Source organism: Streptomyces sp. NPDC047028 (assembly GCF_040644095.1).
Taxonomy (GTDB): Bacteria; Actinomycetota; Actinomycetes; order Streptomycetales; family Streptomycetaceae; genus Streptomyces.
Genome location: NZ_JBEYVS010000051.1, coordinates 21,253 through 45,083 on the forward strand (window position 1 = coordinate 21,253; position 23,831 = coordinate 45,083).

Annotated in this window: 18 protein-coding genes; 12 read left to right on the forward strand and 6 right to left on the reverse strand. The window is 71.4% G+C overall.

The genetic code is table 11. The features are described from left to right. The first annotated feature begins 80 nt into the window (after positions 1-80). Positions 81-437, forward strand: a complete 357-nt coding sequence (locus tag ABZ854_RS32015; RefSeq protein WP_361217956.1) for a DUF488 family protein — start codon at positions 81-83, stop codon at positions 435-437. Positions 438-470: 33 nt separating this feature from the next. Here the strand turns inward: ABZ854_RS32015 and ABZ854_RS32020 are convergent, their stop codons facing one another. Together ABZ854_RS32020 and ABZ854_RS32025 are read right to left on the reverse strand one after the other, a co-directional pair. Beyond that, a complete protein-coding gene (locus ABZ854_RS32020) occupies positions 471-2,144 on the reverse strand; it encodes an FAD-binding dehydrogenase (protein ID WP_361217958.1) in 1,674 nt (557 codons plus the stop codon). 20 nt (positions 2,145-2,164) lie between these two features. Beyond that, positions 2,165-2,791, reverse strand: coding sequence for a TetR/AcrR family transcriptional regulator (locus ABZ854_RS32025; RefSeq protein WP_361217960.1), 627 nt, complete (start codon positions 2,789-2,791; stop codon positions 2,165-2,167). Positions 2,792-2,930: 139 nt separating this feature from the next. Between ABZ854_RS32025 and ABZ854_RS32030 the strand changes: the two genes are divergently transcribed. The 3 genes from ABZ854_RS32030 to ABZ854_RS32040 all read left to right on the forward strand — a co-directional run bounded on the left by ABZ854_RS32030 (position 2,931) and on the right by ABZ854_RS32040 (position 5,659). Then, positions 2,931-3,560 (forward strand): alpha-ketoglutarate-dependent dioxygenase AlkB, encoded by a 630-nt coding sequence (locus ABZ854_RS32030; RefSeq protein ID WP_361217962.1) that lies wholly within the window; start codon positions 2,931-2,933, stop codon positions 3,558-3,560. A gap of 86 nt (positions 3,561-3,646) precedes the next feature. Beyond that, the gene (locus ABZ854_RS32035) at positions 3,647-4,393 is read left to right on the forward strand and encodes an MBL fold metallo-hydrolase (protein WP_361217964.1); all 747 of its coding nucleotides are present in this window, start codon (positions 3,647-3,649) and stop codon (positions 4,391-4,393) included. Between the two features lie 30 nt (positions 4,394-4,423). Continuing rightward, a complete protein-coding gene (locus ABZ854_RS32040) occupies positions 4,424-5,659 on the forward strand; it encodes a DUF4032 domain-containing protein (protein ID WP_361217967.1) in 1,236 nt (411 codons plus the stop codon). Between the two features lie 17 nt (positions 5,660-5,676). Here ABZ854_RS32040 and ABZ854_RS32045 read toward each other — a convergent pair whose 3' ends face one another. Further along, a complete protein-coding gene (locus ABZ854_RS32045; RefSeq protein ID WP_361217970.1) occupies positions 5,677-6,543 on the reverse strand; it encodes a universal stress protein in 867 nt (288 codons plus the stop codon). Between the two features lie 135 nt (positions 6,544-6,678). Between ABZ854_RS32045 and ABZ854_RS32050 the strand changes: the two genes are divergently transcribed. From ABZ854_RS32050 to ABZ854_RS32065, 4 genes are all read left to right on the forward strand, one after another. Further along, complete coding sequence (locus ABZ854_RS32050; RefSeq protein WP_361217973.1) at positions 6,679-8,355, forward strand: FAD-dependent oxidoreductase; 1,677 nt, start codon at positions 6,679-6,681, stop codon at positions 8,353-8,355. Continuing rightward, positions 8,352-9,827 (forward strand): ATP-binding protein, encoded by a 1,476-nt coding sequence (locus ABZ854_RS32055; protein ID WP_361217976.1) that lies wholly within the window; start codon positions 8,352-8,354, stop codon positions 9,825-9,827. Before ABZ854_RS32050 ends, ABZ854_RS32055 begins: the two co-directional genes overlap by 4 nt. Continuing rightward, positions 9,824-10,174, forward strand: a complete 351-nt coding sequence (locus ABZ854_RS32060) for a UBP-type zinc finger domain-containing protein (protein WP_361217979.1) — start codon at positions 9,824-9,826, stop codon at positions 10,172-10,174. Before ABZ854_RS32055 ends, ABZ854_RS32060 begins: the two co-directional genes overlap by 4 nt. Before the next feature lie 107 nt (positions 10,175-10,281). Next, a complete protein-coding gene (locus tag ABZ854_RS32065) occupies positions 10,282-13,209 on the forward strand; it encodes an AAA family ATPase (protein ID WP_361217981.1) in 2,928 nt (975 codons plus the stop codon). 42 nt (positions 13,210-13,251) lie between these two features. On the opposite strand, the gene ABZ854_RS32070 is transcribed toward ABZ854_RS32065, so the two are convergent. Together ABZ854_RS32070 and ABZ854_RS32075 are read right to left on the reverse strand one after the other, a co-directional pair. After that, positions 13,252-14,406, reverse strand: a complete 1,155-nt coding sequence (locus ABZ854_RS32070; protein WP_361218002.1) for an SGNH/GDSL hydrolase family protein — start codon at positions 14,404-14,406, stop codon at positions 13,252-13,254. 293 nt (positions 14,407-14,699) lie between these two features. Further along, positions 14,700-16,487 carry a M4 family metallopeptidase gene (locus ABZ854_RS32075; protein ID WP_361217984.1) on the reverse strand — a complete coding sequence of 596 codons (1,788 nt, stop codon included), beginning with the start codon at positions 16,485-16,487 and terminating at the stop codon, positions 14,700-14,702. Positions 16,488-16,830: 343 nt separating this feature from the next. On the opposite strand from ABZ854_RS32075, the gene ABZ854_RS32080 reads away from it, so the two are divergent. Both ABZ854_RS32080 and ABZ854_RS32085 read left to right on the forward strand, forming a co-directional pair. Continuing rightward, complete coding sequence (locus ABZ854_RS32080) at positions 16,831-18,027, forward strand: serine hydrolase domain-containing protein (RefSeq protein WP_361217987.1); 1,197 nt, start codon at positions 16,831-16,833, stop codon at positions 18,025-18,027. A gap of 55 nt (positions 18,028-18,082) precedes the next feature. Next, entirely contained in the window at positions 18,083-18,760 is a 678-nt protein-coding gene (locus tag ABZ854_RS32085; RefSeq protein WP_361217990.1) for an AIM24 family protein, read from the forward strand. Positions 18,761-19,000: 240 nt separating this feature from the next. On the opposite strand, the gene ABZ854_RS32090 is transcribed toward ABZ854_RS32085, so the two are convergent. Next, the gene (locus ABZ854_RS32090; RefSeq protein ID WP_361217993.1) at positions 19,001-19,762 is read right to left on the reverse strand and encodes a G1 family glutamic endopeptidase; all 762 of its coding nucleotides are present in this window, start codon (positions 19,760-19,762) and stop codon (positions 19,001-19,003) included. Between the two features lie 708 nt (positions 19,763-20,470). Here ABZ854_RS32090 and ABZ854_RS32095 point away from each other — a divergent pair. Beyond that, positions 20,471-21,112, forward strand: a complete 642-nt coding sequence (locus ABZ854_RS32095) for a hypothetical protein (protein WP_361217996.1) — start codon at positions 20,471-20,473, stop codon at positions 21,110-21,112. A 564-nt stretch (positions 21,113-21,676) separates the two neighbouring features. Next, a complete protein-coding gene (locus ABZ854_RS32100; RefSeq protein WP_361217999.1) occupies positions 21,677-23,476 on the forward strand; it encodes a phosphatidylinositol-specific phospholipase C domain-containing protein in 1,800 nt (599 codons plus the stop codon). Positions 23,477-23,831 lie beyond the last annotated feature (355 nt).

A 23,831-nucleotide genomic window follows, 5' to 3' on the forward strand; every position in this document is an offset into this window, starting at 1 on the left:
ATGTCGCGTCGCCGTCCGTCCGGCCGCGGGGGGCGGCAGTAGGCTCGGAGTACCGTCCGTGACCCGGGAGGTACTTCACCGTGAGCGTGCGCGTGCGCCGGATCTACGGATCGCCCGACCCCGACGACGGCCTGCGGGTCCTGGTGGACCGGCTGTGGCCGCGCGGGGTGTCCAAGGAGGAGGCCCACGTCGACGAGTGGCCGAAAGGGCTCACCCCGTCGACGGAGCTGCGCAAGTGGTACCACGGCGGCGGGGGCTCCTACGAGGAGTTCCGCCGCCGGTACGAGGAGGAGCTGAAGGCCCCCGAGGCCGCTGGACTCCTCGACGGGCTGCGGACGTCGGTCCGCGAGGGCCCGGTGACCCTCCTCACGGCGTCCAGGACGCCGGAGGAGAGCCAGGCCTCGGTGCTGGCGGACCTGCTGAAGCGCACGGGCTGAGCCCGGGCGGCACCGCCGCGGGCTGAGCCGCGGTCAGGCCGTCTGCCGTGCCGCCGCCCGGCCGGCCGCGCGGCCCGAGAACAGGCAGCCGCCGAGGAAGGTGCCCTCCAGGGCGTTGTAGCCGTGGACGCCGCCGCCGCCGAAGCCGGCCACCTCGCCCGCCGCGTACAGGCCCTCGACGGGCGTGCCGTCGGCGCCCAGCGCACGGGAGTCGAGGTCGGTCTGGATGCCGCCGAGGGTCTTGCGGGTCAGCACGTGCATACGGACGCCGATCAGCGGGCCGGCGGCCGGATCCAGGAGGCGGTGCGGTGTGGCGACGCGGCCGAGGCGGTCGCCGATGTAGCGGCGGGCGTTGCGGATGCCCTGGATCTGCGAGTCCTTGCTGTAGGGGTTGGCCAGTTGCAGGTCGCGGGCCTCGATCTGACGGCGGACCTCGGCCGCGTCCAGCAGGGGCTTGTCGGTGAGGCCGTTCATCTTCTCGACCAGGTGCTCCAGACTGCCTGCGGTGACGAAGTCGGCGCCCTTGTCCAGGAACGCCTGCACCGGAGCCGGGGCGCCCTTGCCGAGGAGGCGGTCGCGGAGCACGGCCTTGCGGTCCTTGGCGGTGATGTCGGGGTTCTGCTCGGAGCCGGAGAGCGCGAACTCCTTCTCGATGATCTTCCGGGTGAGGACGAACCAGGAGTGGTCGTAGCCGGCGATGTCCTCGGTGGTGCGCAGGTGCCGGAGCGTGCTGAGGGTGTCGTAGCCGGGCAGGCAGGGGTCGGGCAGGCGGCGGCCGAGGGCGTCGAGCCAGACGGAGGACGGGCCGGGCAGGATGCGGATGCCGTGGCCGGGCCAGACCGGGTCCCAGTTCTGGATGCCCTCGGTGTAGTGCCACATCCGGTCGCGGTTGACCAGTCGCACGCCGGCCTCGGCGCTGATGTCGAGCATCCGGCCGTCGACGTACGCGGGCACACCGGTGACCATGTGCGCGGGTGGGGTGCCGAGGCGTTCGGGCCAGTAGCGGCGGACGACGTCGTGGTCGGCGCCGATACCGCCGGAGGTGACGACGACGGCCTGGGCGGTGAGTTCGAAGTCGCCGGTCCGGTCCCGGTTGGAGGCCACGCCGCGCGGTGAGTCGTCGGCGGCGAGCACCGTGCCGCGCACCCCGCGCGCGGTGCCGTCCTCGACGACCAGTTCGTCGACCCGGTGGCGGTGGTGGAAGGTGAGCAGACCGTCCCGGGCGGCCTGCCGGGCGTACCGGACGAAGGGTTCGACGACGCCGGTGCCGGTCCCCCAGGCGATGTGGAAGCGCGGGACGGAGTTGCCGTGCCCGTCGGCCCTCAGGTCGCCGCGCTCGGCCCAGCCGACGGTGGGCAGCAGGCTGATGCCGTGCCCCTGCAGCCAGGACCGCTTCTCGCCGGCCGCGAACTCGACGTAGGCGCGGGCCCAGCGCACCGCCCAGGAGTCCTCGTCGGCGGGCCGGTCGAACTGCGCGCTGCCCTGCCAGTCGCTCCAGGCGAGGTCGAAGGAGTCCTTGATGCCGAGGCGGCGCTGTTCGGGCGAGTCGACGAGGAACAGCCCGCCGAAGGACCAGAACGCCTGACCGCCGAGGTTGGCGGCGTTCTCCTGGTCGACCAGGGCGACCCGCCGGCCCCTGCTGGTGAGTTCGTGCGCCGCGACCAGGCCGGCGAGGCCCGCTCCGACGACGATGACGTCCGCGTCCATGGCGTTTCGTTCCCTTCCCTCTACGACTCGTCCGGGGTGCCGCTGCCGTCGGTCAGCAGGGCGGTGAGCAGCTGCTTCAGCCAGGCGCGGGCGCCGTCGACGTCCTTGTCCAGCAGCAGCCGGGTGGTGACGCCGTCGTACGCGGCGACCACGGCGTGCGCGGCGCCGTCGGCGCCGCCGAGCACGGCGGGCAGTTCGGTGGGGACCCGGCTCCGGGAGAGCCGGTCGGCGACGGCCTGCCGGAGCCGGGCGCGGTGGTCGAGGAGGGTCTCGGCGACGGCGGGGTCGCGGGCGGCGTGGACCAGGAAGTCGGTCTTCACCAGCAGCCAGTCCACGTCGAGGAGCAGCACCTCCGTGACCCGGTCCACGGAGGCGGGCACGTCGAGGCCGGGGCCGTCCTGGGCCAGGGCGTCGGCGACCTGGGCGGCGATGAGGTCGGCGCGCTGCTGGTAGAGCGCGAAGAACAGTTCGTCCAGGGTGGCGAAGTTGGAGTAGAAGGCGCCCCGGCTGTAGCCGGCGGCCTCGCAGACCTCCTCGATGGAGACGCGGCCGAACCCCTTGGCGGCGAAGACCGCGAAGGCCGCGTCGAGCAGGTTGGCGCGGGTACGGACCCGGCGCCGGGTGACGCGCCCGGCCGTCTGTTCCATGACTCTCCCTCGTTCGATACACGAATGTATCGGATACATCGCTGTATCGATAGGGCTCGCGACGCCGGCCCCGCCTCCAGTCCGCGACTCCCCCCTGATCAGTTGGAACACATTTTCGATTAAGGAGTACATTGATCCCATGTCCACGCACCTCCAGGGCTCCCTGTTCGACCAGACCGACGAGCTGCGGCTCGGCCCCCTCGACGGGCTCGCCCGGACCGAACTGGGCTCCGGCGCCTGGATCGACGTCCTGCCCGGCTGGCTCAGCGGCGCCGACGCCCTGTTCGAACGACTGGCCGCCGAGGTGTCCTGGCGGGCGGAGCACCGGAAGATGTACGACAACGTGGTGGCCGTACCCCGGCTGCTCGCCTTCTACGGCGAGCACGACGCACTCCCCCATCCGGTGCTGGACGAGGCCCGCACCGCCCTGTCCGCGCACTACGCCGGGGAACTGGGCGAGCCGTTCACCACGGCCGGGCTGTGCTTCTACCGCGACGGCCGGGACAGCGTGGCCTGGCACGGCGACCGGACCGGGCGCGGCTCCCGCCAGGACACGATGGTCGCGATCCTCTCCGTGGGCGAGCCCCGCGACCTGCTGCTGCGCCCCGCCGGCGGCGGCGCGGCCACGGTGCGCCGCCCGCTCGGGCACGGCGACCTCATCGTGATGGGCGGCTCCTGCCAGCGCACCTGGGAGCATTGCGTGCCCAAGACGGCCCGCCCGGCCGGACCGCGTGTCAGCGTGCAGTTCCGGCCGCACGGGGTGCGCTGACCGTCCTGCCACCCTCCCGGCGCGTTCCCGCGCGGACTCTGGTTGGCTGTGCGACGACGATCGACACTCAGGGGCTCGGGGAGATCATGCGGCCGGACGTACAGCAAGTCACCGACACCACCTACCTGGTGCACGGGCACGACACCAACTGGGTGATCCTCAAGGACGGGGACGCCGTCACCCTGGTGGACACCGGCTATCCCGGGGACCGGCAGGGCGTGCTGGACTCCCTCGCCCAGGTGGGCAGTTCACCGGAGGCGGTGGCCGCCGTGCTGATCACCCACGCGCACAACGACCACGTGGGCTCGGCCGAGCACCTGCGCGCCACGTACGGCACGCCGGTGTATCTGCATCCGTTCGAAGTCCCGCACGCGCGGCGGGAGTTCCTTCAGCAGGCCACCATCGGCGACGTGGTGCGCAACGCCTGGCGGCCCGGTGTGGTGCCGTGGGCGGTGCACGTGATCCGCGTGGGCGGCACCGAGCACAACCCGGTCACCGCGCCCGAGCCGTTCCCTGCCGAGGGCCCGCTCGACCTGCCCGGCCGGCCGGTACCGGTGCACACCCCCGGCCACACGGACGGCCACTGCGTCTACCACCTGCCCGACTCCGGGATCGTGATCTCCGGTGACGCCCTGATCAGCGGCCACGCCACCTCCCGGGTCAAGGGTCCGCAGCTCCTGCACGACTTCTTCCACCACGACCGGGCCCGCGTGATCGGCTCCCTGGACCTGATCGCCGCCCTGGACGGCGACACCCTGCTGCCCGGTCACGGCCCGGTCCACCGGGGCGCCGTCGGCGCGGCCGCCGAACTGGCCCGGGAGCGGGCGGCATAGGGGGACGCGCGTGGCCTTAGGGTTCGTCCCATGGCCCTGCAGATCAACGCCACCAACCCGGAGCACCCCGCGCTTCTGCTCGCGCTGCCCTGGGACGTGCCCCTGGCGGAGTGGCCCGAGGAGTACCTCGTGCCACTCCCCCGCGGCATCTCCCGGCACGTCGTGCGGTACGCGCACGCCGGCGACGAGGTGATCGCCGTCAAGGAGCTGGCCGAGCGGCCCGCACGGCGCGAGTACGAACTGCTGCGCGACCTGGACCGGTTGGGCATCCCGGCCGTGGACCCCCTGGCGGTCGTGACCGGCCGCACCGACCGCACGGGTGCCCCGCTGGAGCCGGTGCTGATCACCCGCCATCTGCGCGGGTCGCTGCCGTACCGCTCGATGTTCGAGACGACGATGCGCCCGGCGACCATGCACCGCCTGATGGACGCGCTCGCGGTGCTGCTGGTGCGGCTGCACCTGGCCGGGTTCGCCTGGGGCGACTGCTCGCTGTCCAACACCCTGTTCCGGCGCGACGCGGGCGCCTACGCCGCGTACCTGGTGGATGCCGAGACCGGCGACCTCCACCCCCGGCTCAGTCCCGGGCAGCGGGAGTACGACCTCGATCTGGCCCGTGTGAACATCAGCGGCGAGCTGCTGGACCTGGAGGCGTCGGGCGCGCTGCACCCCTCCGTGGACCCGGTCGAGTTCGGTCACGAGATCTGCACGCGCTACGGCGGGCTCTGGCAGGAGCTGACCCGCACCTCGGTGTACCCGGCGGGCAAGTACCACTACATCGAACGCCGGATACGGCGGCTGAACGACCTCGGCTTCGACGTCGCCGAGATGCAGATCGAGCACTCCTCCGGCGGCGACACCGTCACCTTCGTGCCCAAGGTAGTGGACGCCGGCCACCACCAGCGGCAGTTGCTGCGGCTGACCGGGCTGGACACCGAGGAGAACCAGGCGCGGCGGCTGCTGAACGACCTGGAGAGCTGGATGGCCACCCAGGACGACTACGCCCCGGGCGACCCCCTCGCCGCCCGGCCCGAGGTGCTGGCCCACCGCTGGGTGCGGGACGTGTTCCGGCCGACCGTGCGCGCCGTGCCGGCGCCGGCGCGCGGCTCCATGGATCCGGCCGAGATCTACCACGAACTGCTGGAACACCGCTGGTTCCTGTCCGAGCAGGCGGAGGGCGACGTCGGCCTGGACGCGGCCGTACGCGACTACGTCGACCACGTCCTGCCGAAGGCCCGCGCGACCCTGGAGCCCACGACCCCCGCATAGCCCACCCCCGGCCCGCGTCACTCGTGCGGGACGACCGCCACCGGGCACCGCGCGTGGTGCAGCACCCCGTGCGCCACCGAGCCGATGCGGGCGCCGACCGCCGTACGGCGTTCCCGGCGCCCGACGACCACCAGCTGGGCGCCCTCGGCCATCGACAGCAGCACCTGGCCGGCGCTGCCCATCTCCACGTGCTCGGCCACGGGCACCTCCGGGAACCTCTCCCGCCACGGCCCCAGGGCCTCCGCGAGGGCCTGTTTCTCGTGCGGTTCGAGGCCCCCGGCGTCGTCCAGGAGCTTCATCGAGCCCGGGCTGTAGGCGAAGACGGGCGGCAGGGTCCAGGCGCGGACCGCGTGCACGGTGGCACCGCGGGCCACCGCCGTCTCGAACGCGAACCGCAGCGCGGCCGCGCTGTCCTCGGGGGTGCCGTGCTGGCCCACCACGACGTCCCGGCCCGCGGCCTCCGCCGCCGCGTCGTCGCCGGCCCGCACCAGCACCATCGGCCGGGTGGCTTCCGCGACGACCTGCTGTCCGACCGAGCCGAGCAGGAACCCGACGACCGTGCCGTGCCCGCGCGAGCCGAGAACCAGCAGCTCGGCCCCGGCCGACGCCTCCGCCAGCGCCGTGGCGGCCCGGCCCTCGACCACGTCGACGCTCACCTCCAGCCCGGGGTGCCGCTCCGCGACGGCGCGGACGGCCTCGGCCGTGCCCTCGGCCGCCCAGCCGTGCTGGGTGTCGCGGTCCGCGACCGCCAGGTCCGCCGTGTACCGCCAGGCGTGCACCACCCGCAGCGGCAGTCCCCGGCGTACGGCCTCCCGGCCCGCCCACCGGAGCGCGGCGAGGCTCTCCTCCGTACCGTCCACCCCTGCCGTGACCGGGCGTGTCATTCCATGGCCTCCTCGTTGTCCGGGGACGGGTGATCAGTCTTCACCCATGCCCCGTGGGGGCGGCGGAATACCGGAGCGCGCCGGGGCGATCGAACATACGATGGGCGGGAACCGACCACTCGGGGTGGGAGACGCATGGCACAGGCCGCCGAGACAGCGCGGACCGTCATTCTGACCGTGGACGACGATCCGGGGGTCTCCCGCGCCGTCGCCCGTGACCTGCGGCGGCGCTACGGCGAGTCGTACCGGATCGTGCGCGCGGAGTCCGGCGAGTCGGCGCTGGACGCGCTGCGCGAGCTGAAGCTGCGCGGCGACCTGGTGGCCGTGATCCTCGCCGACTACCGCATGCCGCAGATGAACGGCATCGAGTTCCTGGAGCAGGCCCTGGACGTGTACCCGGGCGCGCGCCGGGTGCTGCTGACCGCGTACGCGGACACGAACGCGGCGATCGACGCGATCAACGTCGTCGACCTGGACCACTATCTGCTCAAGCCCTGGGACCCGCCGGAGGAGAAGCTCTACCCGGTGCTGGACGACCTGCTCCAGGCGTGGCGGGCCGGCGACCACCGGCCGGTGCCGAGCACCAAGGTCGTCGGGCACCGCTGGTCGGCGCGCTCCTCCGACGTCCGCGAGTTCCTGGCCCGCAACCAGGTGCCGTACCGCTGGTACTCGGTGCAGGAGCCGGAGGGGCGGCGGCTGCTGACGGCGGCCGGGCAGGACGGTGAACGGCTGCCGGTGGTGATCACCCCGGACGGCACCGCGCTGGTGGAGCCCGAGGCACCCGAACTGGCCGCGCGGGTCGGCCTGGCGACAACGCCCACCTCCGACTTCTACGACCTCGTGGTCATCGGCGGCGGCCCGGCCGGACTCGGCGCGGCCGTCTACGGCGCCTCCGAGGGCCTGAGGACCGTGCTGGTGGAACGCTCGGCGACGGGCGGGCAGGCCGGACAGAGCTCCCGCATCGAGAACTACCTGGGCTTCCCCGACGGCGTCTCCGGCGCGCAGCTCACCGAGCGGGCGCGGCGGCAGGCGGCCCGGTTCGGCGCCGAGATCCTCACCGCGCGCGAGGTGACCGGTCTCGAGGCGTGCGGGGCGGCACGGGTCGTACGGTTCTCGGACGGCTCGGCGGTCGCCGCGCACAGCGTGATCCTCGCGACCGGCGTGCAGTACCGGCAGCTGGACGCGGCCGGCTGCACCGACCTGACCGGGTGCGGGGTGTTCTACGGCTCCGCGCTCACGGAGGCGGCCGCCTGCCAGGGGCACGACGTGTACATCGTCGGCGGCGCCAACTCGGCGGGCCAGGCGGCGATGTACCTGTCGCGGTTCGCCAAGTCGGTGACGCTGCTGGTGCGCGGACCGGACCTGTCGGCGTCGATGTCGCACTACCTGATCCAGCAGCTCGACGAGGCGCCGAACATCTCGGTGCGCTGCCACACGGCGGTGGACGCCGCCCACGGCACGGACCACCTGGAACAGCTGACGCTGCGCCACACGCGCACCGGGGAGAGCGAACGGGTCGACGCGCAGTGGATGTTCGTGTTCATCGGTGCCGCGCCGCTGACCGACTGGCTGGGCGAGACGGTGCTGCGGGACGAGCGCGGGTTCATCCTGGCCGGCCCGGACCTGGCCGTCGAGGGGCGGCCGCCGGCGGGCTGGGAGCTGGACCGGGCGCCGTACCACCTGGAGACCAGCGTGCCCGGGGTGTTCGTGGCGGGTGACGCGCGCGCCGAGTCCGCCAAGCGGGTCGCGTCCGCCGTCGGAGAGGGAGCCATGGCCGTGATGCTCGTCCACCGGTATCTGGAGCAGTCATGAGCGGGCAGGTGATGCCGTGCAGCCCCAAGGAGATCGGCTCCCTGTTCCTGTTCGAGAAGCTGGCCCCCGAGCAGTTGGGGCGGCTGTGCGGCGAGGGCCGGGTGGAGCTGTTCCAGCCCGGCCCGGTCTACGCCGAGGGTGACCCGGCCACCTGTTTCTTCGTGATGATCGAGGGCACCGTCGTACTCTCGCGGCGCGTCGGCCAGGACGACGTGGAGGTCTCGCGGACCGCGCAGCGCGGGGTGTACGCGGGCGCCACGCAGGCGTATCTCGGGGACGCGGCGGGGCAGGTCTACCGGAACTCGATGCGGGTGACGGAGCCGACGCGGTTCTTCGTGCTGCCGGCGGACACCTTCGCGCAGATCATGGCCGAGTGGTTCCCCATGGCGGTCCACCTGCTGGAGGGCCTGTTCTTCGGGTCGAAGAACACCCAGGCCGCGATCGGGCAGCGCGAACGGCTGCTTGCGCTCGGCTCGTTGTCGGCCGGGCTCACGCACGAGCTGAACAACCCCGCGGCGGCGGCCGTCCGGGCCACCTCGACCCTGCGGGAGCGGGTCGCGAAGATGCGGCACAAGCTCCATGTGATCGCCGAGGGCCCGTTCTCCCGGGACGCGCTGGCGGATCTGATCGAGATCCAGGAGCGCACCGCCGAGCGGGTCGCCAAGGCCCCGGCGCTCAGCCCGCTGGAGGCGTCCGACCGGGAGGACGCGCTGACCGAGTGGCTGGAGGACCGCGGCATCGACTTCGGCTGGCAAGTGGCGCCGACGTTCGTGCAGGCCGGTCTGGACACCGACTGGCTGGAGCAGGTCGCGGCCGCGGTCGACGAGGAGGTGCTGGCCGGGGCGGTCGCCTGGCTCAACTACACCATCGAGACCGAGCTGTTGATGAACGAGATCGAGGACTCCACCACCCGGATCTCGCACCTCGTGGACGCCGCCAAGCAGTACGCGCAGCTGGACCGGGCCCCCTTCCGGGTGGTCGACGTGCACGAACTCCTCGACAGCACCCTGCTGATGCTGTCGGGCAAGATCGGCTCGCGCGTCGAGGTCGTCAAGGAGTACGACCGCACGCTCCCGCCGGTACCCGCCTACCCGGCGGAGCTGAACCAGGTGTGGACGAACCTGATCGACAACGCGGTCTCCGCGATCGCCGGCGCGGGCGGGGACGGCACCCTGACCGTGCGGACCGCGCGGGACCACGAGCGGCTGCTGGTGGAGTTCCGGGACACCGGACCCGGCGTCCCGCCGGAGATCAAGGGCCGGATCTTCGACCCGTTCTTCACGACCAAGCCGGTCGGCGAGGGCACGGGGCTCGGCCTGGACATCTCCTGGCGGATCGTCGTCGACAAGCACCACGGCAGCCTGCGGGTCGAGTCGGTGCCGGGCGACACCCGCTTCCAGGTGCTGCTGCCGCTGACCGCCGGGACGGCCGACGACCCGGCCGCGGATTCACCGGCTGAGGAGGCCGTATGAACGAGGTGAGCGGGATCGACCCCGGCGTTCCGCCGAGCGGCACCGGGTGCGTGGAGTGCGAGGCCGCCGGCGGCTGGTGGTTCCACCTGCGCCGGTGCGCGACGTGCGGGCACATCGGCTGCTGCGACGACTCCCCCGCCAAGCACGCCACCGCGCACTACCGGGAGACCGGCCACCCGGTGATCCGCAGCTTCGAACCGGGCGAGCACTGGTTCTGGAACTTCGCCACGGAGGAGCTGTACGGCGCCGGACCGGACCTCGCTCCCCCGGCGAGCCGCCCCGCCGACCAGCCGGCCCCGGGACCGGCGGGCCGGGTGCCGGCGAACTGGGCGGAGACGCTGCGCTGACGCGCGGGCGGTGAGGGCGGCCGGCGCGTGGTCGGCCCGGGCGGGCCGGGGCCCGAACCGGCGCAGGTCACGGGCGGGTTGTCGGTGGTGCGTGTCAGGATGGGGCCGTGTCGCAGACCGCGTTCAGCACATCGCCGCTGGTCGGCCGGGGCGAGGAACTGGCCCGGCTGTCCGGCGTGCTGGAGCGCGCCCGGGGCGGTGAGCCGCGGGCGGTGCTGATCGCCGGGGACGCCGGGGTGGGCAAGACACGGCTGCTGGACGAGGCCGCCGGCAGGGCCGGCCGGGCCGGAGTGAGCGTGGTCACCGGACACTGCGTCGACCTCGGGGACGTCGGCCTGCCGTATCTGCCGTTCACCGAGATCCTGGGCGTGCTCGCCGACGACGAGCGGTTCTCCGGGGTGCTGGCCGGGCATCCGGTGGTGGACCGGCTGCTCGGCGCCGGCACGGACACGGCCCGGGACCCCGACGCCCGGCTGCGGCTCTTCGAGGGCGTCGCGGGCCTCCTCGCCGACCTCTCCGCGCGGGCCCCGCTGCTGCTCGTCCTGGAGGACCTGCACTGGGCCGACCAGTCCTCCCGGGACCTGCTGCGGTTCCTGCTCAGCCGGGGCGTGCCGCACCGGCCGGTGCCGGGCGCCGCCGACCGCCGACTCGCGGTGTTCGCCTCCTACCGCTCCGACGACCTGCACCGCCGCCATCCCCTGCGCCCCCTGCTCGCCGAGCTGGTCCGGCTGCCCGCCGTGGAACGCCTGGAACTGCGGCCGCTGCCCGACGCCGAGGTCGACCGGCTGGTCCGGGCACTGCGGGAGAGTCCGCTGCCCGAGTCCACGGTGCGCGGCATCGTGGAGCGCGCGGAGGGCAACGCCTTCTACGCGGAGGAACTGGTGGCGGCGGCCGGCGCGGACTCCGGCGGGATGCCGAGCGGGCTGGCGGACGTGCTGCTGATCCGGGTCGAACAGCTGCCGGACACGGCACAGCGCGTCCTGCGGACCGCCGCGGTGGCCGGCCGCCGCGTCGGGCACGACCTGCTGCGGGACGCGGCCGGGCTGCCCGAGGACGCGCTGGAGTCGGCGCTGCGCGAGGCCGTCGGACGGCAGCTGCTGGTCCCCGGTGACGGGGAGACGTACTCCTTCCGGCACGCCCTCATCCGGGAGGCCGTCTACGCCGACCTGCTGCCCGGTGAGCGGTCCCGGCTGCACGGCGCGTACGCAAGGCTGCTCACCGCCCGCGGCGGCGGCGAGGAGACGGCCGCCGAGCGCGCCCACCACTACCGGGAGAGCCACGACCTGCCCGAGGCGCTGGCCGCCTCCCTGGGGGCGGCCGATCACGCGCGCCGTGTGGGTGCCCCGGCCGAGGAACTGCGGCACCTGGAGGCCGCGCTGGACCTGTGGGCGTCCGTCCCGCCGTCCGCGCGTCCCGCCCTCACCGGGGTCGACCGTGCCACGCTCACGCTGCGGGCGTCGGCCGCCGCGGCGCACGGCGGGGACGCGCACCGGGCGGTGTCCCTGACCCGGGCCGCGCTCGCCGAGGTCGGCCAGGACGCCGACTCCGCGCTGGCCGCCCGGATCCGGTACACGCTGGCCGGGAACCTGCTCACGGTGGACCGGCTGACGGCTGCGTTCCGGTACAGCAGCGAGGCGCTGGCGATGATCCCCGCCGAGCCGCCGTCCCGGACGTGGGTATGGGCGGCGGCCACCCACGCGATGGCGGCCCGCCAGGTCGGTGAGGACGCCGCCGCGCTGCGCATCGCCCACCAGGCGCTGCGGGCGGCCGAGGAGCTGGGTGTCACCGATGCCCGGGCCGATCTGCTGATCTCCCTGGCCGGCCTCGAAGGCGGCGGCCGGCGCTCCCGGGAGGGGCGGGCGCGGCTGCGTCAGGCCCGGGAGCTGGCCCGTTCCGCCGGGCACGGTCCCGTGGAGATGCGGGCCCTGTTCAACCTGGCCATGGGCGCGTTCGAGGCGGGTGATCTCGGGGAGTGCCTGCCGCTGCTGACGGAAGGTCTGGAGCGCGCCCGCCGGGCCGGACTGCTGTCGTCGCCGTATCCGCTGGAGATGCGCTATCTCCAGTTGCTGGTGCTGTACACGCTGGGGCGCTGGGACGAGTGCCTGGACGCGGCGGCCGGTCTGCCCGGGCACATCGTGGGGCCCGCCCTCCACGTGGCGGTGGCGCGCGGCGACGGGGACGCGGCAGGACGGGCCGAGGCGCTGCTGGAGGGGCCGTTCACCTGGATGGGCACGCTGGTCGCGGGCATCGTGCTGACGGACGTCGCCACCTTGCGTGGTGACGCGGAGGCGGCGGTGGAGCGGATGCGGGCGACGGTCGCGGCGCTCGTCGACGACTCCGGTCGCCGGCCCGGCGTCACGGTCCGCCTCGCGGCCCTGGCCCTGGCGGCGGTCGCCGACCGGACCGCCGCCGACCCGCGGGAGCGGGACCGCCGGGCCCGGCTCGCGGACGAGCTGATCGAGGCGGCGCGGGCCACGGCCGCGCAGGACGAGGAGGGCCGCCCGCAGGGCCCCGAGGGGCAGGCCTGGCTGGCCCGCGCCGAGGCGGAGTACGCCACGGCGGTGTCGGGGCCGGATCCGGCGGCCTGGGAGAAGGCGGTCGCCGCCTTCGGCTACGGCGACCCCTACGAGCAGGCGCGCTGCCGGCTGCGGCACGCGGAGGCGCTGCTGGCCGTCGGGCGCCGTACGGAGGCGGCCGGGCCGGCGCGCGCGGCCCGGGAGACGGCGGCCGCGCTCGGCGCAGCCCCCCTGCTCCGGCGCGCCGACGCACTGCTGCGGCGAGGCCGCCTGACGGACACCGCCGACGACTCCGGCCGCACCTCCCCGCTGACCGCCCGTGAGCAGGACGTGCTGCGCCTGCTCGCCCGGGGCCGCAGCAACCGGCAGATCGGCGAGGAACTGTTCATCTCGGGCAAGACGGCGAGCGTCCACGTGTCCAACATCCTCGCCAAACTGGGCGCCGCGAGCCGCACGGAGGCGGTGGCGGTCGCCCACCGCCGCGGCCTGGTCCCGCCGGACCCGGCCGAAGCGGGCTGACCGGCCGGGGCGTTCCTGCGGAGGCGTTTCAGCGGGCGCGTTTCAGCCGGGGCAGTCGAGGTCGGGGAGGTGTACGGCGTCGGCCAGGGCCCGCATGGCCCGGTCGTCGGGGTGGAGGTGGTCGCCGCTGTCGAAGGCGGCGCGGATCCGCTCGGGGTCGCGGGGGTCGCGCAGCACGCGGTCGAAGTCGGTGACCGCGTCGAACGCACCGCTGGTGCGGATGTACCGGTTGACGGCCCGGCGGGCGGACTCGGCGGCCGGGTCCCACTCGGGTGTTCCCTTGAACGGGGCGATGGTGGCGGCGGCGACGCAGCGGCCGGCCGCGTGTGCCCGCCGGACGACGGCCCGGTAGCCGTCGATGAGATCGCCTGCGGTGACTCCGGTGTGGGCCTTGAGGTCGTTCACCCCCTCGAAGAGGAACACGGTCCGGACGCCGGGCAGGGAGAGCACGTCCCGGTCGAGGCGGTGCAGGGCGCTCTGGCCGGTGCCGTCGGCGAGGACCCTGTTGCCCGAGATCCCCTCGTTGGCCACGCCCCGGACCGGCGTACCGGCGGTGGCGAGGCGCCGGGCGAGGTAGTCGGGCCAGCGGTGGTCGAGGTCGGTGGTGGACCGCTCTCCGTCAGTGAGGGAGTCCCCGAGGGCGACCACGGCACCGGTGGCCGGGGCGGCGGGCCGTACGGAGACGGCGTCCAGGTACCACCAGGAGCCGGTCGTCCGCGTCCAGTTGGCCCCGCTGTCCTCGGCGGTGTGGTCGCCGTGCGCGGTGTACGACGTCTGCAGCGCGACCAGGTGGCCGGTGGCCGGGCCCGACGCGTCCCGGGTGTGGAGGCTGACGGCGAGGTCGGTCCCGGCGGGGACCGTGCCGGGCAGCGGATCGCTCCAGACGCAATGGCCGGCCGGCACGGTGACCCCGCGGGCGCCGCCGAAGGTCAGCGGCCGGTTGCTGCCCGGGACGAGCGCGGCACCCCGGGCGCGCAGCCCGGCGTACACGCCGTCCAGGGTGAGGGGGCGGTCCCCGAAGGCGTTGGACAGCCGTATGCGCAAGTCACGGCCGGCGACGCTGGTGCGGACGATCAGCCGGTAGCCGGTGTCGGGCAGGGAGACGCCCACGGGGTCGGCCGCGGCGGCCCAGGTGACCACTCCGGGTGGCGGCGGAGGGCCGTCGCCGGGGCGGATGCCGCCGGCGTGGGCGGGCAGGGCCGTGGCGGCGACGACGGCGAGCAGGGCTCCGGCGGCCCGGCAGGCGCGTGTGATCCCGCCGGTCACCGGGCGGGGTCCCTGCGTGTCGTGGACCCTCCGGGCGTCGGGCCGACCCTTGGTGACGAGCCGCCGTGTCCCACGCTGGTCATGGTCCCGCCGACGCCGCCGGTCCGCACGCCGGGCGGCCGGCGCCGGACACGCGGATGCCCCGCGCGGGGCGGGGCATCCGGTGGTGCCGTGCCGTGCGGGCGCCCGCCGGCGGCGGGCGCCCGTCAGCCGTGGCCGGTCCCTCAGTGGTGGGCCTTCGGCGTGTTGGCGGCGGTGACGTTGACCGCGGCCCACGCCTTGTCCACCGTCTTGTAGGTGGTGCTGTGGACGCCGTACAGGTCCTTGGCCGCCTTCAGCGTCGCGACGCGCGCGCCGTGGAAGTCGGTGGTGGAGACCATGTAGCGGGTCAGCGCACGGTAGAAGATCGCCGTGGCCTTGGTGCGGCCGATGCCCTTGACCGCGATGTGGTGGTAGGTCGGCGAGTCGTACTTGACCTTGTTGATCGTCTTCTTGCCGCTGCCCTCCGCGAGGAGGTAGTAGGCGTGCGAGGAGACACCCGAACCGGCGTGCACCTCGGTGTAGTAGGTGTCCGGCGACCAGTAGTCGATGGTGCCCTCGAGCTTGTCCAGCGACGGGTGGTCCAGGCGGCGCAGGAACTTCTGGGCGAGGCCCAGCTTCTCGCCGATCAGGTAGTCCGGGTTGTCGTGGGAGTTCTTGGCGTAGAACTCCACGTTGGAGCCGAAGATGTCCGCGAGCGACTCGTTCAGCGCGCCGGGCTCACCGTACTGGTTGCCGTCGGGGTCGACGTACGTCGGCTCCAGCTTGGCCGTCGCCTCCACCACGCCGTGGGTCAGTTCGTGGCCGGTGACGTCGATGACGACGAGCGGCTTCTTGAACGTCTGGCCGTCGCCGTCGCCGTACAGCATGCAGTTGCAGGTCGGGTCCCAGAAGGCGTTGGCGACCTTGTTGCCCCAGTGCACCATGCCCTGGGCGGCCTTGCTGTTGTTGGCGATGCCCTTGCGCTTGAACGTGTTCTTGTAGAAGTCCAGCGTCTTGGTGATGCCGTACTGGGCGTCGGCGGCGGCGCTGGTGCGGCTCGTCGTCTTGCCGTTGCCCCACACGTTCGAGGTGCTGGTGAACTTGGTGCCGCTGCTGAACTTCTCGGTGTACGAGCCCTTGGCGTCCCGGACCTCGGTGCCGTACCGGGTCGGGTCCTTGAGCTGGTAGTGGCCGCGCGAGGTGGCCGTGGTGGTCAGGCCGACGTTGCCGACGAAGAGCGTCTTGCCGGTGCCGTGCGCGGTCGCCGGGTAGTGCGCCGCGGAGTACGGACGGCCGGTGAGCAGTCCGGAGGGCGCGGCGGCGACGGTGCCGGTGGCCGGGTCGGCGCTCTCGCCGTTCTTGTGGAGCTCGGCGAGCAGCTTCGGCGACAGGAACTGGTCGCTGTCCGGCGTGTTGCTGCGCACCGCGCCGGACAGGGCGTCGACGACGACGGTGCTGGAGGTGCCGTCGGCGCCGGTGACCGTCACCTGGTAGGCGAGGGCGGAGGCGCCCTCACGGGCGTCCACGACGAGTTCGGCGTGGGCCGCGTGGCCCTTGGCGGCCTTGGCGGCCTTGGCCACGGCCCGGGCCGCGCTCACCTTGGCCCTGGCGGCGGTGGGCTTGACGCTGTGGTCGGCCGCGCGGGTGACACCCGTGTAGGCCAGCTGCCGGTTCAGGTGGACGACGAGGTCGCCGCCGAGCACCGGCATCCCGTTGTGCGTACGGACGAAACGGACGTGCCGTGCGCCCTCGGGGTCGATCATCACGTCCTGGGCGTGGAGTTCGTCGCCCTTCGAGACCCCGGTGGCCGAGGCGTGGGCGAAGGCCGCGGTGTGCGCCGCCCTCACCACCGCCGAGGTGGCCATGGCGGCGGACGCGGAGGTCCGGCCCACCGCCTTGGAGGGGCTCGCGAAGGCCGTGCCGGCCAGGCCCGTGGCAGCCGTCGTCACCGCGACGGCGACCGCCACGCTGCGTATGTGCGGTCTACGCACTGATCAGGGTTCCTTCGTTCGAAGGCAGCCGGGATCACCAACCGCCTTGACACATGACGCCTTTCGGCCGTCACGGGGGCTGGTCGGGCCCCGAGGCGCCACCCTTGCCGATCAGTCATGTGCACGTAAAGGCGGAATGATTCATTTCGCGACCTTCTATGGCAATCCTTTGCAAAACAGCACCATAGAGTGATCACAACTTGACGAACCGTGTGTCAGCTGTGGAGATGCCGGTCAAGTCCCTTAGGTTCCCAGGGCCGAATGTGACCGATCTCGCATCGCCCTCGCATCGACCTCGCGTCGAGACGAACGAGATCCGGACAGGAAGGAAAGTGGGAACCCGATGGTCTCAGCAACGGTGACCAGGGGCGCGGTCCTTGGCGCGGTCGTCCTCTCGCTGCTCGCGGTCCCCGCGACCGCCCGGGCGCAGGCCCGGCCGGCGGCCCCGCCGCTCCCCCGTTCCCGGGCGCTGCCGGCGCCCGACACCACGGGCCTGGCAGCGGTGCTGCGTTCGGTGGTGGCCGACGGCGCACCCGGGGTCCTCGCCCGGATCGACGAGGGCGGCCACACCTACGGGCTGACCCGCGGGGTCGCCGACCGGAGCACCCGGCGGGCCATGGCCGTCGGCGACCGCTTCCGCATCGGCAGCGTCACCAAGTCCTTCTCGGCCGTCGTCCTGCTCCAACTGGCCGACGAGCACAAGCTGGACCTGGACGCCTCCGTCAACCGCTACCTGCCGGGACTGCTCCCCGACGACCGCATCACGGTCCGGCACGTCCTCGGCCACCGCAGCGGCCTGTACGACTACACCAACGACATGTTCGCCCACACGGTGTCCGGATTCGAAGCCGTGCGGAACAAGGTCTTCAGCTACCGGCAGCTGGTCTCCCTGTCGTTGAAGAAGCCCCGCACCAACGCGCCCGGCGCCGCCTACTCGTACTCGAACACCAACTTCGTCGTCGCGGGCCTGCTCATCGAGAAACTCACCGGGCACCCGGTCAGGACCGAGTACCAGAACCGCATCATCGGCCCGCTGAAGCTGAGCGACACCTTCTACGTCCACCCGGACACCACGATCCCCGGCCGCCACGTCCGCGGCTACCTCACCCCTGACACGGCGGGCGCCCCACTGGTCGACGCCACCGACCAGACCGTGTCGTGGGCACAGAGCGCGGGTGCCCTCATCTCCAGCGCCCGGGACCTGAACACCTTCTACTCCGCCCTGCTCGGCGGCAGGCTGCTGTCCCCGGCGCGGCTGGTGGAGATGGAGCGTTTCCTGCGGGTGAACGCCACCACGGCCTACGGGCTCGGGCTGCGGCGCCGCACCCTGTCCTGCGGCATCTCCGTGTACGGCCACACGGGCGCCGTCCAGGGCTACTACACCTACGCCTTCGCCTCCGAGGACGGCGAACGCGCCCTCACCGCGCTGGCCGACACCTCCAACAACGGCCGTGTCCTGAGCGCCCTCGGCGGCGCCCTGGAGTCGGCGTTCTGCGGCAAGACGGCCAAGGCGCACCGGACTTCGCCCCCCGGTGTCTGAACGGGCACTTTCCGTGATCTTGGCGGAACCACCGCCTCCGGGACACCATGCCCGCATGAAGGGTGATCTGTTCTCCAGTCAGCATGTGGTGCAGCCGGCCGTCGAGCCGGGGATGAGCGCCGAGAACGCCAAGTGCCTGAAGTACGCCGTGAACGGCGAGATGCACGCCCGCCAGGGCGCGATGATCGCCTACCGCGGCAACCTGAGCTTCGAGCGCAAGGGGCAGGGGGTCGGCGGCATGCTCAAGCGCGCCGTCACCGGTGAGGGCCTGCCCCTGATGGCGGTGCGCGGCCAGGGCGAGGCCTGGTTCGCGCACGAGGCGCAGAACTGCTTCGTCGTCGAGGTGGAGCCGGGCGACCTGTTCACCGTGAACGGGCGGAACGTGCTGTGTTTCGACGCGTCGCTGTCGTACGAGATCAAGACGGTGAAGGGCTCCGGCATCGCCGGTGGCGGTCTGTTCAACAGCGTGTTCAGCGGGCACGGCCGGCTGGGCCTGGTCTGCGAGGGCAACCCGCTGGTCATCCCGGTCTCGGCGCAGTATCCGGTGTACGTCGACACGGACGCGGTGGTCGGCTGGACCGCGCACCTGCAGACCTCGCTGCACCGCTCGCAGTCCATCGGCTCGATGCTGCGCGGGGGTTCCGGGGAAGCGGTGCAGCTGATGCTCCAGGGCGACGGCTACGTCGTGGTGCGGCCGAGCGAGGTGACACCGCAGAAGGCGCAGCAGCACTGAATCTTCACGAGGTGATCCACGCCGTGCGGGCAACCCGCCCCGCCGTACCCGCGTCTTGACCGGATGGGGCCGCTGGGGATCGCGGCCGACCTCGGCGGCGCGGCGCGTCCTCCCCAGGGTCGAGAGAGGGTGGCGCGACTTCGGTGGCCGCGGCAGTCAGACCTTGACTCACGTCCTGTGAACGCGGCGGCCCCGAGCGCCGTGGCGCCCGGGGCCGCTCCCCCCGCAGCCTGCCGCGGCTCAGCTGTGATTGAAGGCGACCGAGAAGTTCTCCCCGCCGCTCAGCGAGGAGGTGGTGGCCTTGGTCGTGCTGCCCGAGACCATATTGACCTTGTCGGGAGCGTAGTTACCGATCGCCTGGCCGTTGGCCGTGGCGTTGGTGAAGCTCGCGGTACCGAAGTTCGACAGCGGAAGCACGCCGGTGGAGCTGGACGGCGCCTCGGCTATGACCTCGGCGGATGCGTTGGACAGGCCGCTCTGCGTCTTTGTCGTGGTCTTGGTCCACCCCTTGATGGTGTCCGTGAGAGTCAGCGTGTACTTGGTTCCACTGCGGGTGATCGTGGAAGAGAAGTGATCGCCGGCGCTGACCGAGTTGCTGTAGTTGACGGGGTACGCGGGGTACATCTCGTACCAGGACGAGTAGACGGCTCGGCCTCTGGAGCAGTCCGCCTCGGTGCCCGTCTGCTCTACAGAGTTGCTGCCGTCGCCGTCGATGCCGATCCAGAACGACGAGTACGTGGTCGATCTGGTGCAGTTGACCGAGGGCTGCACCCAGCTGGCTGAAACACTGGTGAACGTCGTCCCGGTGGCGGCATAGCCGGCCCAGTTGGAACTGGTGCTGTTCCTGATGCCACCGACCAGTTGGTGGCTGCTGACGTGAGCGCTGACCGGGGTCATGCGCAGCGTCGGCGCGGCGACTGCGGTCGCGGGTGAGGTCGCCAGCGCGGACAGAACGGCGGCGGCTACGGCTGTGGAGGCGGTGAGCCGGATTGTGGCAGACATGCTGCTCCTTCTCGCGGGTCTCGCCCCTCCGGTTGTCACCCACCCCCCGGGGTTTCACAGCAAAGCTCCTGCCAACTCCCTTGCACAACAGATGTATTCAGGGTGATATCAGCCCAGTCGACAGTGCGGGGACCAGCGCGTGGACGGCCCGAAAGCGTGCCGGCGCGGCCTCGATCTCGTGAGTCTGGAAATATTCGTCGGCCTTGTCCGCGACGACAGTGCCGGGCCGGGTCGGACGCCGGGCGACAGCCAGACGGACTCGCATCTTCAGCAGCACCGGCCGACCTGCGAGCTGTCGACTGCATGCCGTGCGGTCAGCACACATGACGGCAGACGGCAACTGCGGTCAGCCGCGAGGTTGAATCGTGCGCGTCAGTTCCCTGCGTTCCGTCGCGCCGCCCGGCCCCCGCGTGTCGGGCCCGTTACCTCTCGACGGTGTCGTCCAGAGCGCCATGACGTCCCGGAGGTGCGTTCCGGCCGCTTCGTGGTGAGCGCGAGCAGCGACGGAGACGCCGGCGTCTCGACCAGGCGACTGCCCCGGAGTCATGACCGCATACACCCACTGTCCGCCGGCCTGAAGAGTCATCGGCGTCCTGAGCATTCACCCTGTCGGATCAGCGTGGTAGTCCGCCGAACGCCTTCTGGGTGGCACGAGGTCCCGCCGTACTGCTGTCTGTACGGAGGATGTGCACACAGAAAGCAGGAGCCATGGAGCACAAGAGCGATCGCCTCGGTACCCCCCTGGCCGCCGGGATCGCCGGCTTCGTCTTCGCGGTCCTGATGGCTGTGGTGATCATTTTGACTCGCCTCGCCCTTCCGGCCGGCGGCGGTACGGACAGCCTCGCGCTGGATCCCGGACAGCGAAGAGCCGCACGGGTGGCACTCGCCGTGCTGCCATTCGCCGGAATCGCCTTCCTCTGGTTCATGGGAGCTCTGCGGGAGCAGGCCGGAGCGGCAGAGGATCGCTTCGTGTCCACCGTGTTCCTGGGCAGCGGCCTCGTCTTCGTCGCCACTCTCTTCGCCGGCGCCGCGGCGGCGGGAACGGTGCTGAACGAGACTCAGCAGCAGTTTTCGTCCTTCGGACGTCACTTCGCCTACGACCTGCTGACCACGTACGCCATGCGTATGGCAGCGGTGTTCATGTTCACCACTTCGTCCATCGGCCGCCGTATAGGAGTGTTCCCCCGGCCGCTCGTCGCGCTCGGGTATCTGGCCGGCGTGACGCTACTCGTGACGGGTGCTGCGCTGCCCTGGGGTGAGCTGGTCTTCCCGGGTTGGGCACTGATTGTCAGCATGTCCATCCTCCGTAGCCTGCACCATACCCACTCGCGGCCTGCCGGCCGGGCCTGAGCCCAAGTACGCCAGGGGGAAAACCAGACCTGGCTGGTCGACGTGGACTCCGCGATTGGTGGCACGCACTCTCCGGGAGGCCGCACATATCAGAGTTCGCGGCCTGTGCGGTGTGCCTCGCCACGGCTGATCACATCACGACGGGCAAGTTCCTGCGTATCGTTCGCGCACGTGAATGTTCACAACCTCGGCAAACATATGACCCCGCCTGCCAATTTCAGAACCGATCATGCGGATAGAGCACCGTCGAGTTCCGCGCGACCGACGGACTCCCTCAGCTCGGCGAATGCGTGGACACGGGTGCTGGTGAGAGGGCAAAAAACTGCTCCGGGGTCTGGACAGCTTTGGCGGACCAGGCCACAGTAGCCCTGCCGCCCTGGGGGCCCAGAGAGCCGATTTTCCGTCAAAGGCCGTTGGCGGGCGACGTACACAAGCACTCCCGGCGGGTTCCGCAAACGACAGGTGGGGAATGCGCCCATCACTCTGATGGGGACAAGCCTTTGGCCAGGCGTTTGGTGGGACACCTGCTCGATGCATTCCTTCCCGTTCCCCGGAGGAGCCACCATGTTCGCCAGATCCTGGCTGAACCGATTCATGCGTACGCCAAGACGGGCTGTCCAAGTACTTGTCACAACCGGCCTGTTAATCCTGCTCGCCTTGCCATCCCCCGCCCTGGCCATTGACCTACCGTGGTCTCCCGGTAGCTCGTCAGGTGCGTTCAACAGTCTCACCAGCGTCAGCAACCCCAACTGGATGAGCCAAGTCCCCGATTCCGTCGGACTGGGTCAAATATCGATCCCCGGCACACACGACACCCTGGCCATCCACAGCGGTATCGCGCCCTGGTACTGGGAGACGCAGGAGAACCACGGCGACAGCGCCAGCACTCTCACAGCCCAACTGAACGCCGGAATCCGCGAAATCGACATCCGCGTCCGCGTGGTCAACAACGGCACCGCCTTCGCCGTCCACCACACCAACGTCTATGAACACGCAAACTTCGACGACGTCCTGACCAAGAGCAAGGCGTTCCTCGACGCCCACCCGGGCGAGACCGTCATCATGAAACTGGCCGGGGAATGCGGTTACGGCTCCGGAATCGGCTACTGCACGGACGACCCGTCATCCACCACTGGCGCCGACAGAGCCCGCATCTTCAAAGATTACCTGGCCCGCTACCCGAATCTGTTCTGGGCACCGTCCGTAGCCGGTACGGGCACCGCATCCACGCCCACCCTTGGGCAGGTCCGCGGTCACATCGTCCTCGCGGAATTCGGCAACAGCGTCGACGGCTACGGTCTCACGGCCCTCGACACGGGAAACATCTCCTGGACCGAATGCAACCTTCAGACGCGGTGGTCCGAGATTCAAGCTCGACTTCAGCACGTCGTAAGCGACACGAGCAGCACCCTCAACTCCACCGGGCTGTCGGCCAGTTGCCCGCCGTTCGGTGCCACCTACACCGACATTGCCAACGGCTACGGCGGCGGCGAGGGCATGAACCCCCGACTGTTGGACTACCTGCACACTCACGACGGCCACACCGGCATGATCGAGATGGACTGGCCCGGCGGACAGCTCATCTCCACCATCATCGAACACAACGTCCGTGCCTGCGCCAACGCCAACGCCAACGCCAACGCCAACGCCAACGGAGACGGTTTCCACCTCCCGAAGGGTACGACGATCGAGCCCGGCACCACCTACTGCGCCAACGGCTACATGCTCCACATGCAAGCGGACGACGGAAACCTGGTCGAGTACAACTTTCTCGGGAGGCCCGTCTGGTCGTCCCATACCCAGGGCCACCCAGGAGCGCACGCGGTGCTGCAGAGCAGTGACGGAAACTTCGCGATCTACGACTCCAACGACAGGTTTTTGTGGGGCACCGCTGGGACGGGTGCCACCTGGGAATTCGGTGATCGACTCAACTTCCAGGGCGACGGCAACCTTGTCCTGACCAACAACAATGTCCCGGCCTGGGCCAGTCTCAAGGTGGCCTTCAACCAGAACACGGTACTCAAGACAAACACGGCGTACACCGTCGGGGGCGGCGGCTCCAACAACTACACCCTGAAGATGCAGAGTGACGGCAACCTGGTCGAGTACAACAAGGCCGGCGTCCCCATCTGGGCCAGCCATACGGAACAGCACCCGGGCGCCTACGCCATCCTGCAGGCGGACGGTAATTTCGTCATCTACACCGGGAGGACGAACGGTCAGCCGGACTTCACCTCCCCCGTGTGGTCCTCCAGAACCAATGGCAAGGACGGCAACACCCTCAACCTCCAGAGCGACGGCAACATAGTCTTGTACGACTCGAGCGGGCAGCCCCTCTGGAGCACGAACACCAACGGTAAGTAGTAAAAGAGAAGGGACCAGCAACACTTCCGGGCCGGCCCGTTCATTCCCTCAGAGTCTGAACGCCCGGCCCGGAGTACCCTTCACGCACTGCAGTCCAACACAGCACCGTCAGCGCGAAGCCCACACCGATGTTGATCAGAGCACAGCGAAGGACGAGGGGTAGGGGATCCATCGGCCCGCCCGCTTCATGCTGCTGGATCACGGCCCTGCCCAATAGGCCCTATACGGTGCCGTCCGGCAAGGAGGCTGCAGGGGCGTGGGCCAGGAAGGACTTCCAGCCGCCGGCGGGTGCCTGGCCCACGGGCAGGGTGCGGAGCTTGGCGAGGACCTCCGGCTTCTGCACGTCCATCCAGTC

Bases quoted from the DNA above. Each gene is read 5' to 3' on its own strand.
- ABZ854_RS32025 (WP_361217960.1), bottom strand. From the start codon at position 2,791: ATGGAACAGACGGCCGGGCGCGTCACCCGGCGCCGGGTCCGTACCCGC.
- ABZ854_RS32060 (WP_361217979.1), top strand. From the start codon at position 9,824: ATGAACGAGGTGAGCGGGATCGACCCCGGCGTTCCGCCGAGCGGCACC.
- ABZ854_RS32080 (WP_361217987.1), top strand. From the start codon at position 16,831: ATGGTCTCAGCAACGGTGACCAGGGGCGCGGTCCTTGGCGCGGTCGTC.
- ABZ854_RS32020 (WP_361217958.1), bottom strand. From the start codon at position 2,144: ATGGACGCGGACGTCATCGTCGTCGGAGCGGGCCTCGCCGGCCTGGTC.
- ABZ854_RS32045 (WP_361217970.1), bottom strand. From the start codon at position 6,543: ATGACACGCCCGGTCACGGCAGGGGTGGACGGTACGGAGGAGAGCCTC.
- ABZ854_RS32100 (WP_361217999.1), top strand. From the start codon at position 21,677: ATGTTCGCCAGATCCTGGCTGAACCGATTCATGCGTACGCCAAGACGG.
- ABZ854_RS32090 (WP_361217993.1), bottom strand. From the start codon at position 19,762: ATGTCTGCCACAATCCGGCTCACCGCCTCCACAGCCGTAGCCGCCGCC.
- ABZ854_RS32085 (WP_361217990.1), top strand. From the start codon at position 18,083: ATGAAGGGTGATCTGTTCTCCAGTCAGCATGTGGTGCAGCCGGCCGTC.
- ABZ854_RS32055 (WP_361217976.1), top strand. From the start codon at position 8,352: ATGAGCGGGCAGGTGATGCCGTGCAGCCCCAAGGAGATCGGCTCCCTG.
- ABZ854_RS32035 (WP_361217964.1), top strand. From the start codon at position 3,647: ATGCGGCCGGACGTACAGCAAGTCACCGACACCACCTACCTGGTGCAC.
- ABZ854_RS32030 (WP_361217962.1), top strand. From the start codon at position 2,931: ATGTCCACGCACCTCCAGGGCTCCCTGTTCGACCAGACCGACGAGCTG.
- ABZ854_RS32040 (WP_361217967.1), top strand. From the start codon at position 4,424: ATGGCCCTGCAGATCAACGCCACCAACCCGGAGCACCCCGCGCTTCTG.
- ABZ854_RS32095 (WP_361217996.1), top strand. From the start codon at position 20,471: ATGGAGCACAAGAGCGATCGCCTCGGTACCCCCCTGGCCGCCGGGATC.
- ABZ854_RS32050 (WP_361217973.1), top strand. From the start codon at position 6,679: ATGGCACAGGCCGCCGAGACAGCGCGGACCGTCATTCTGACCGTGGAC.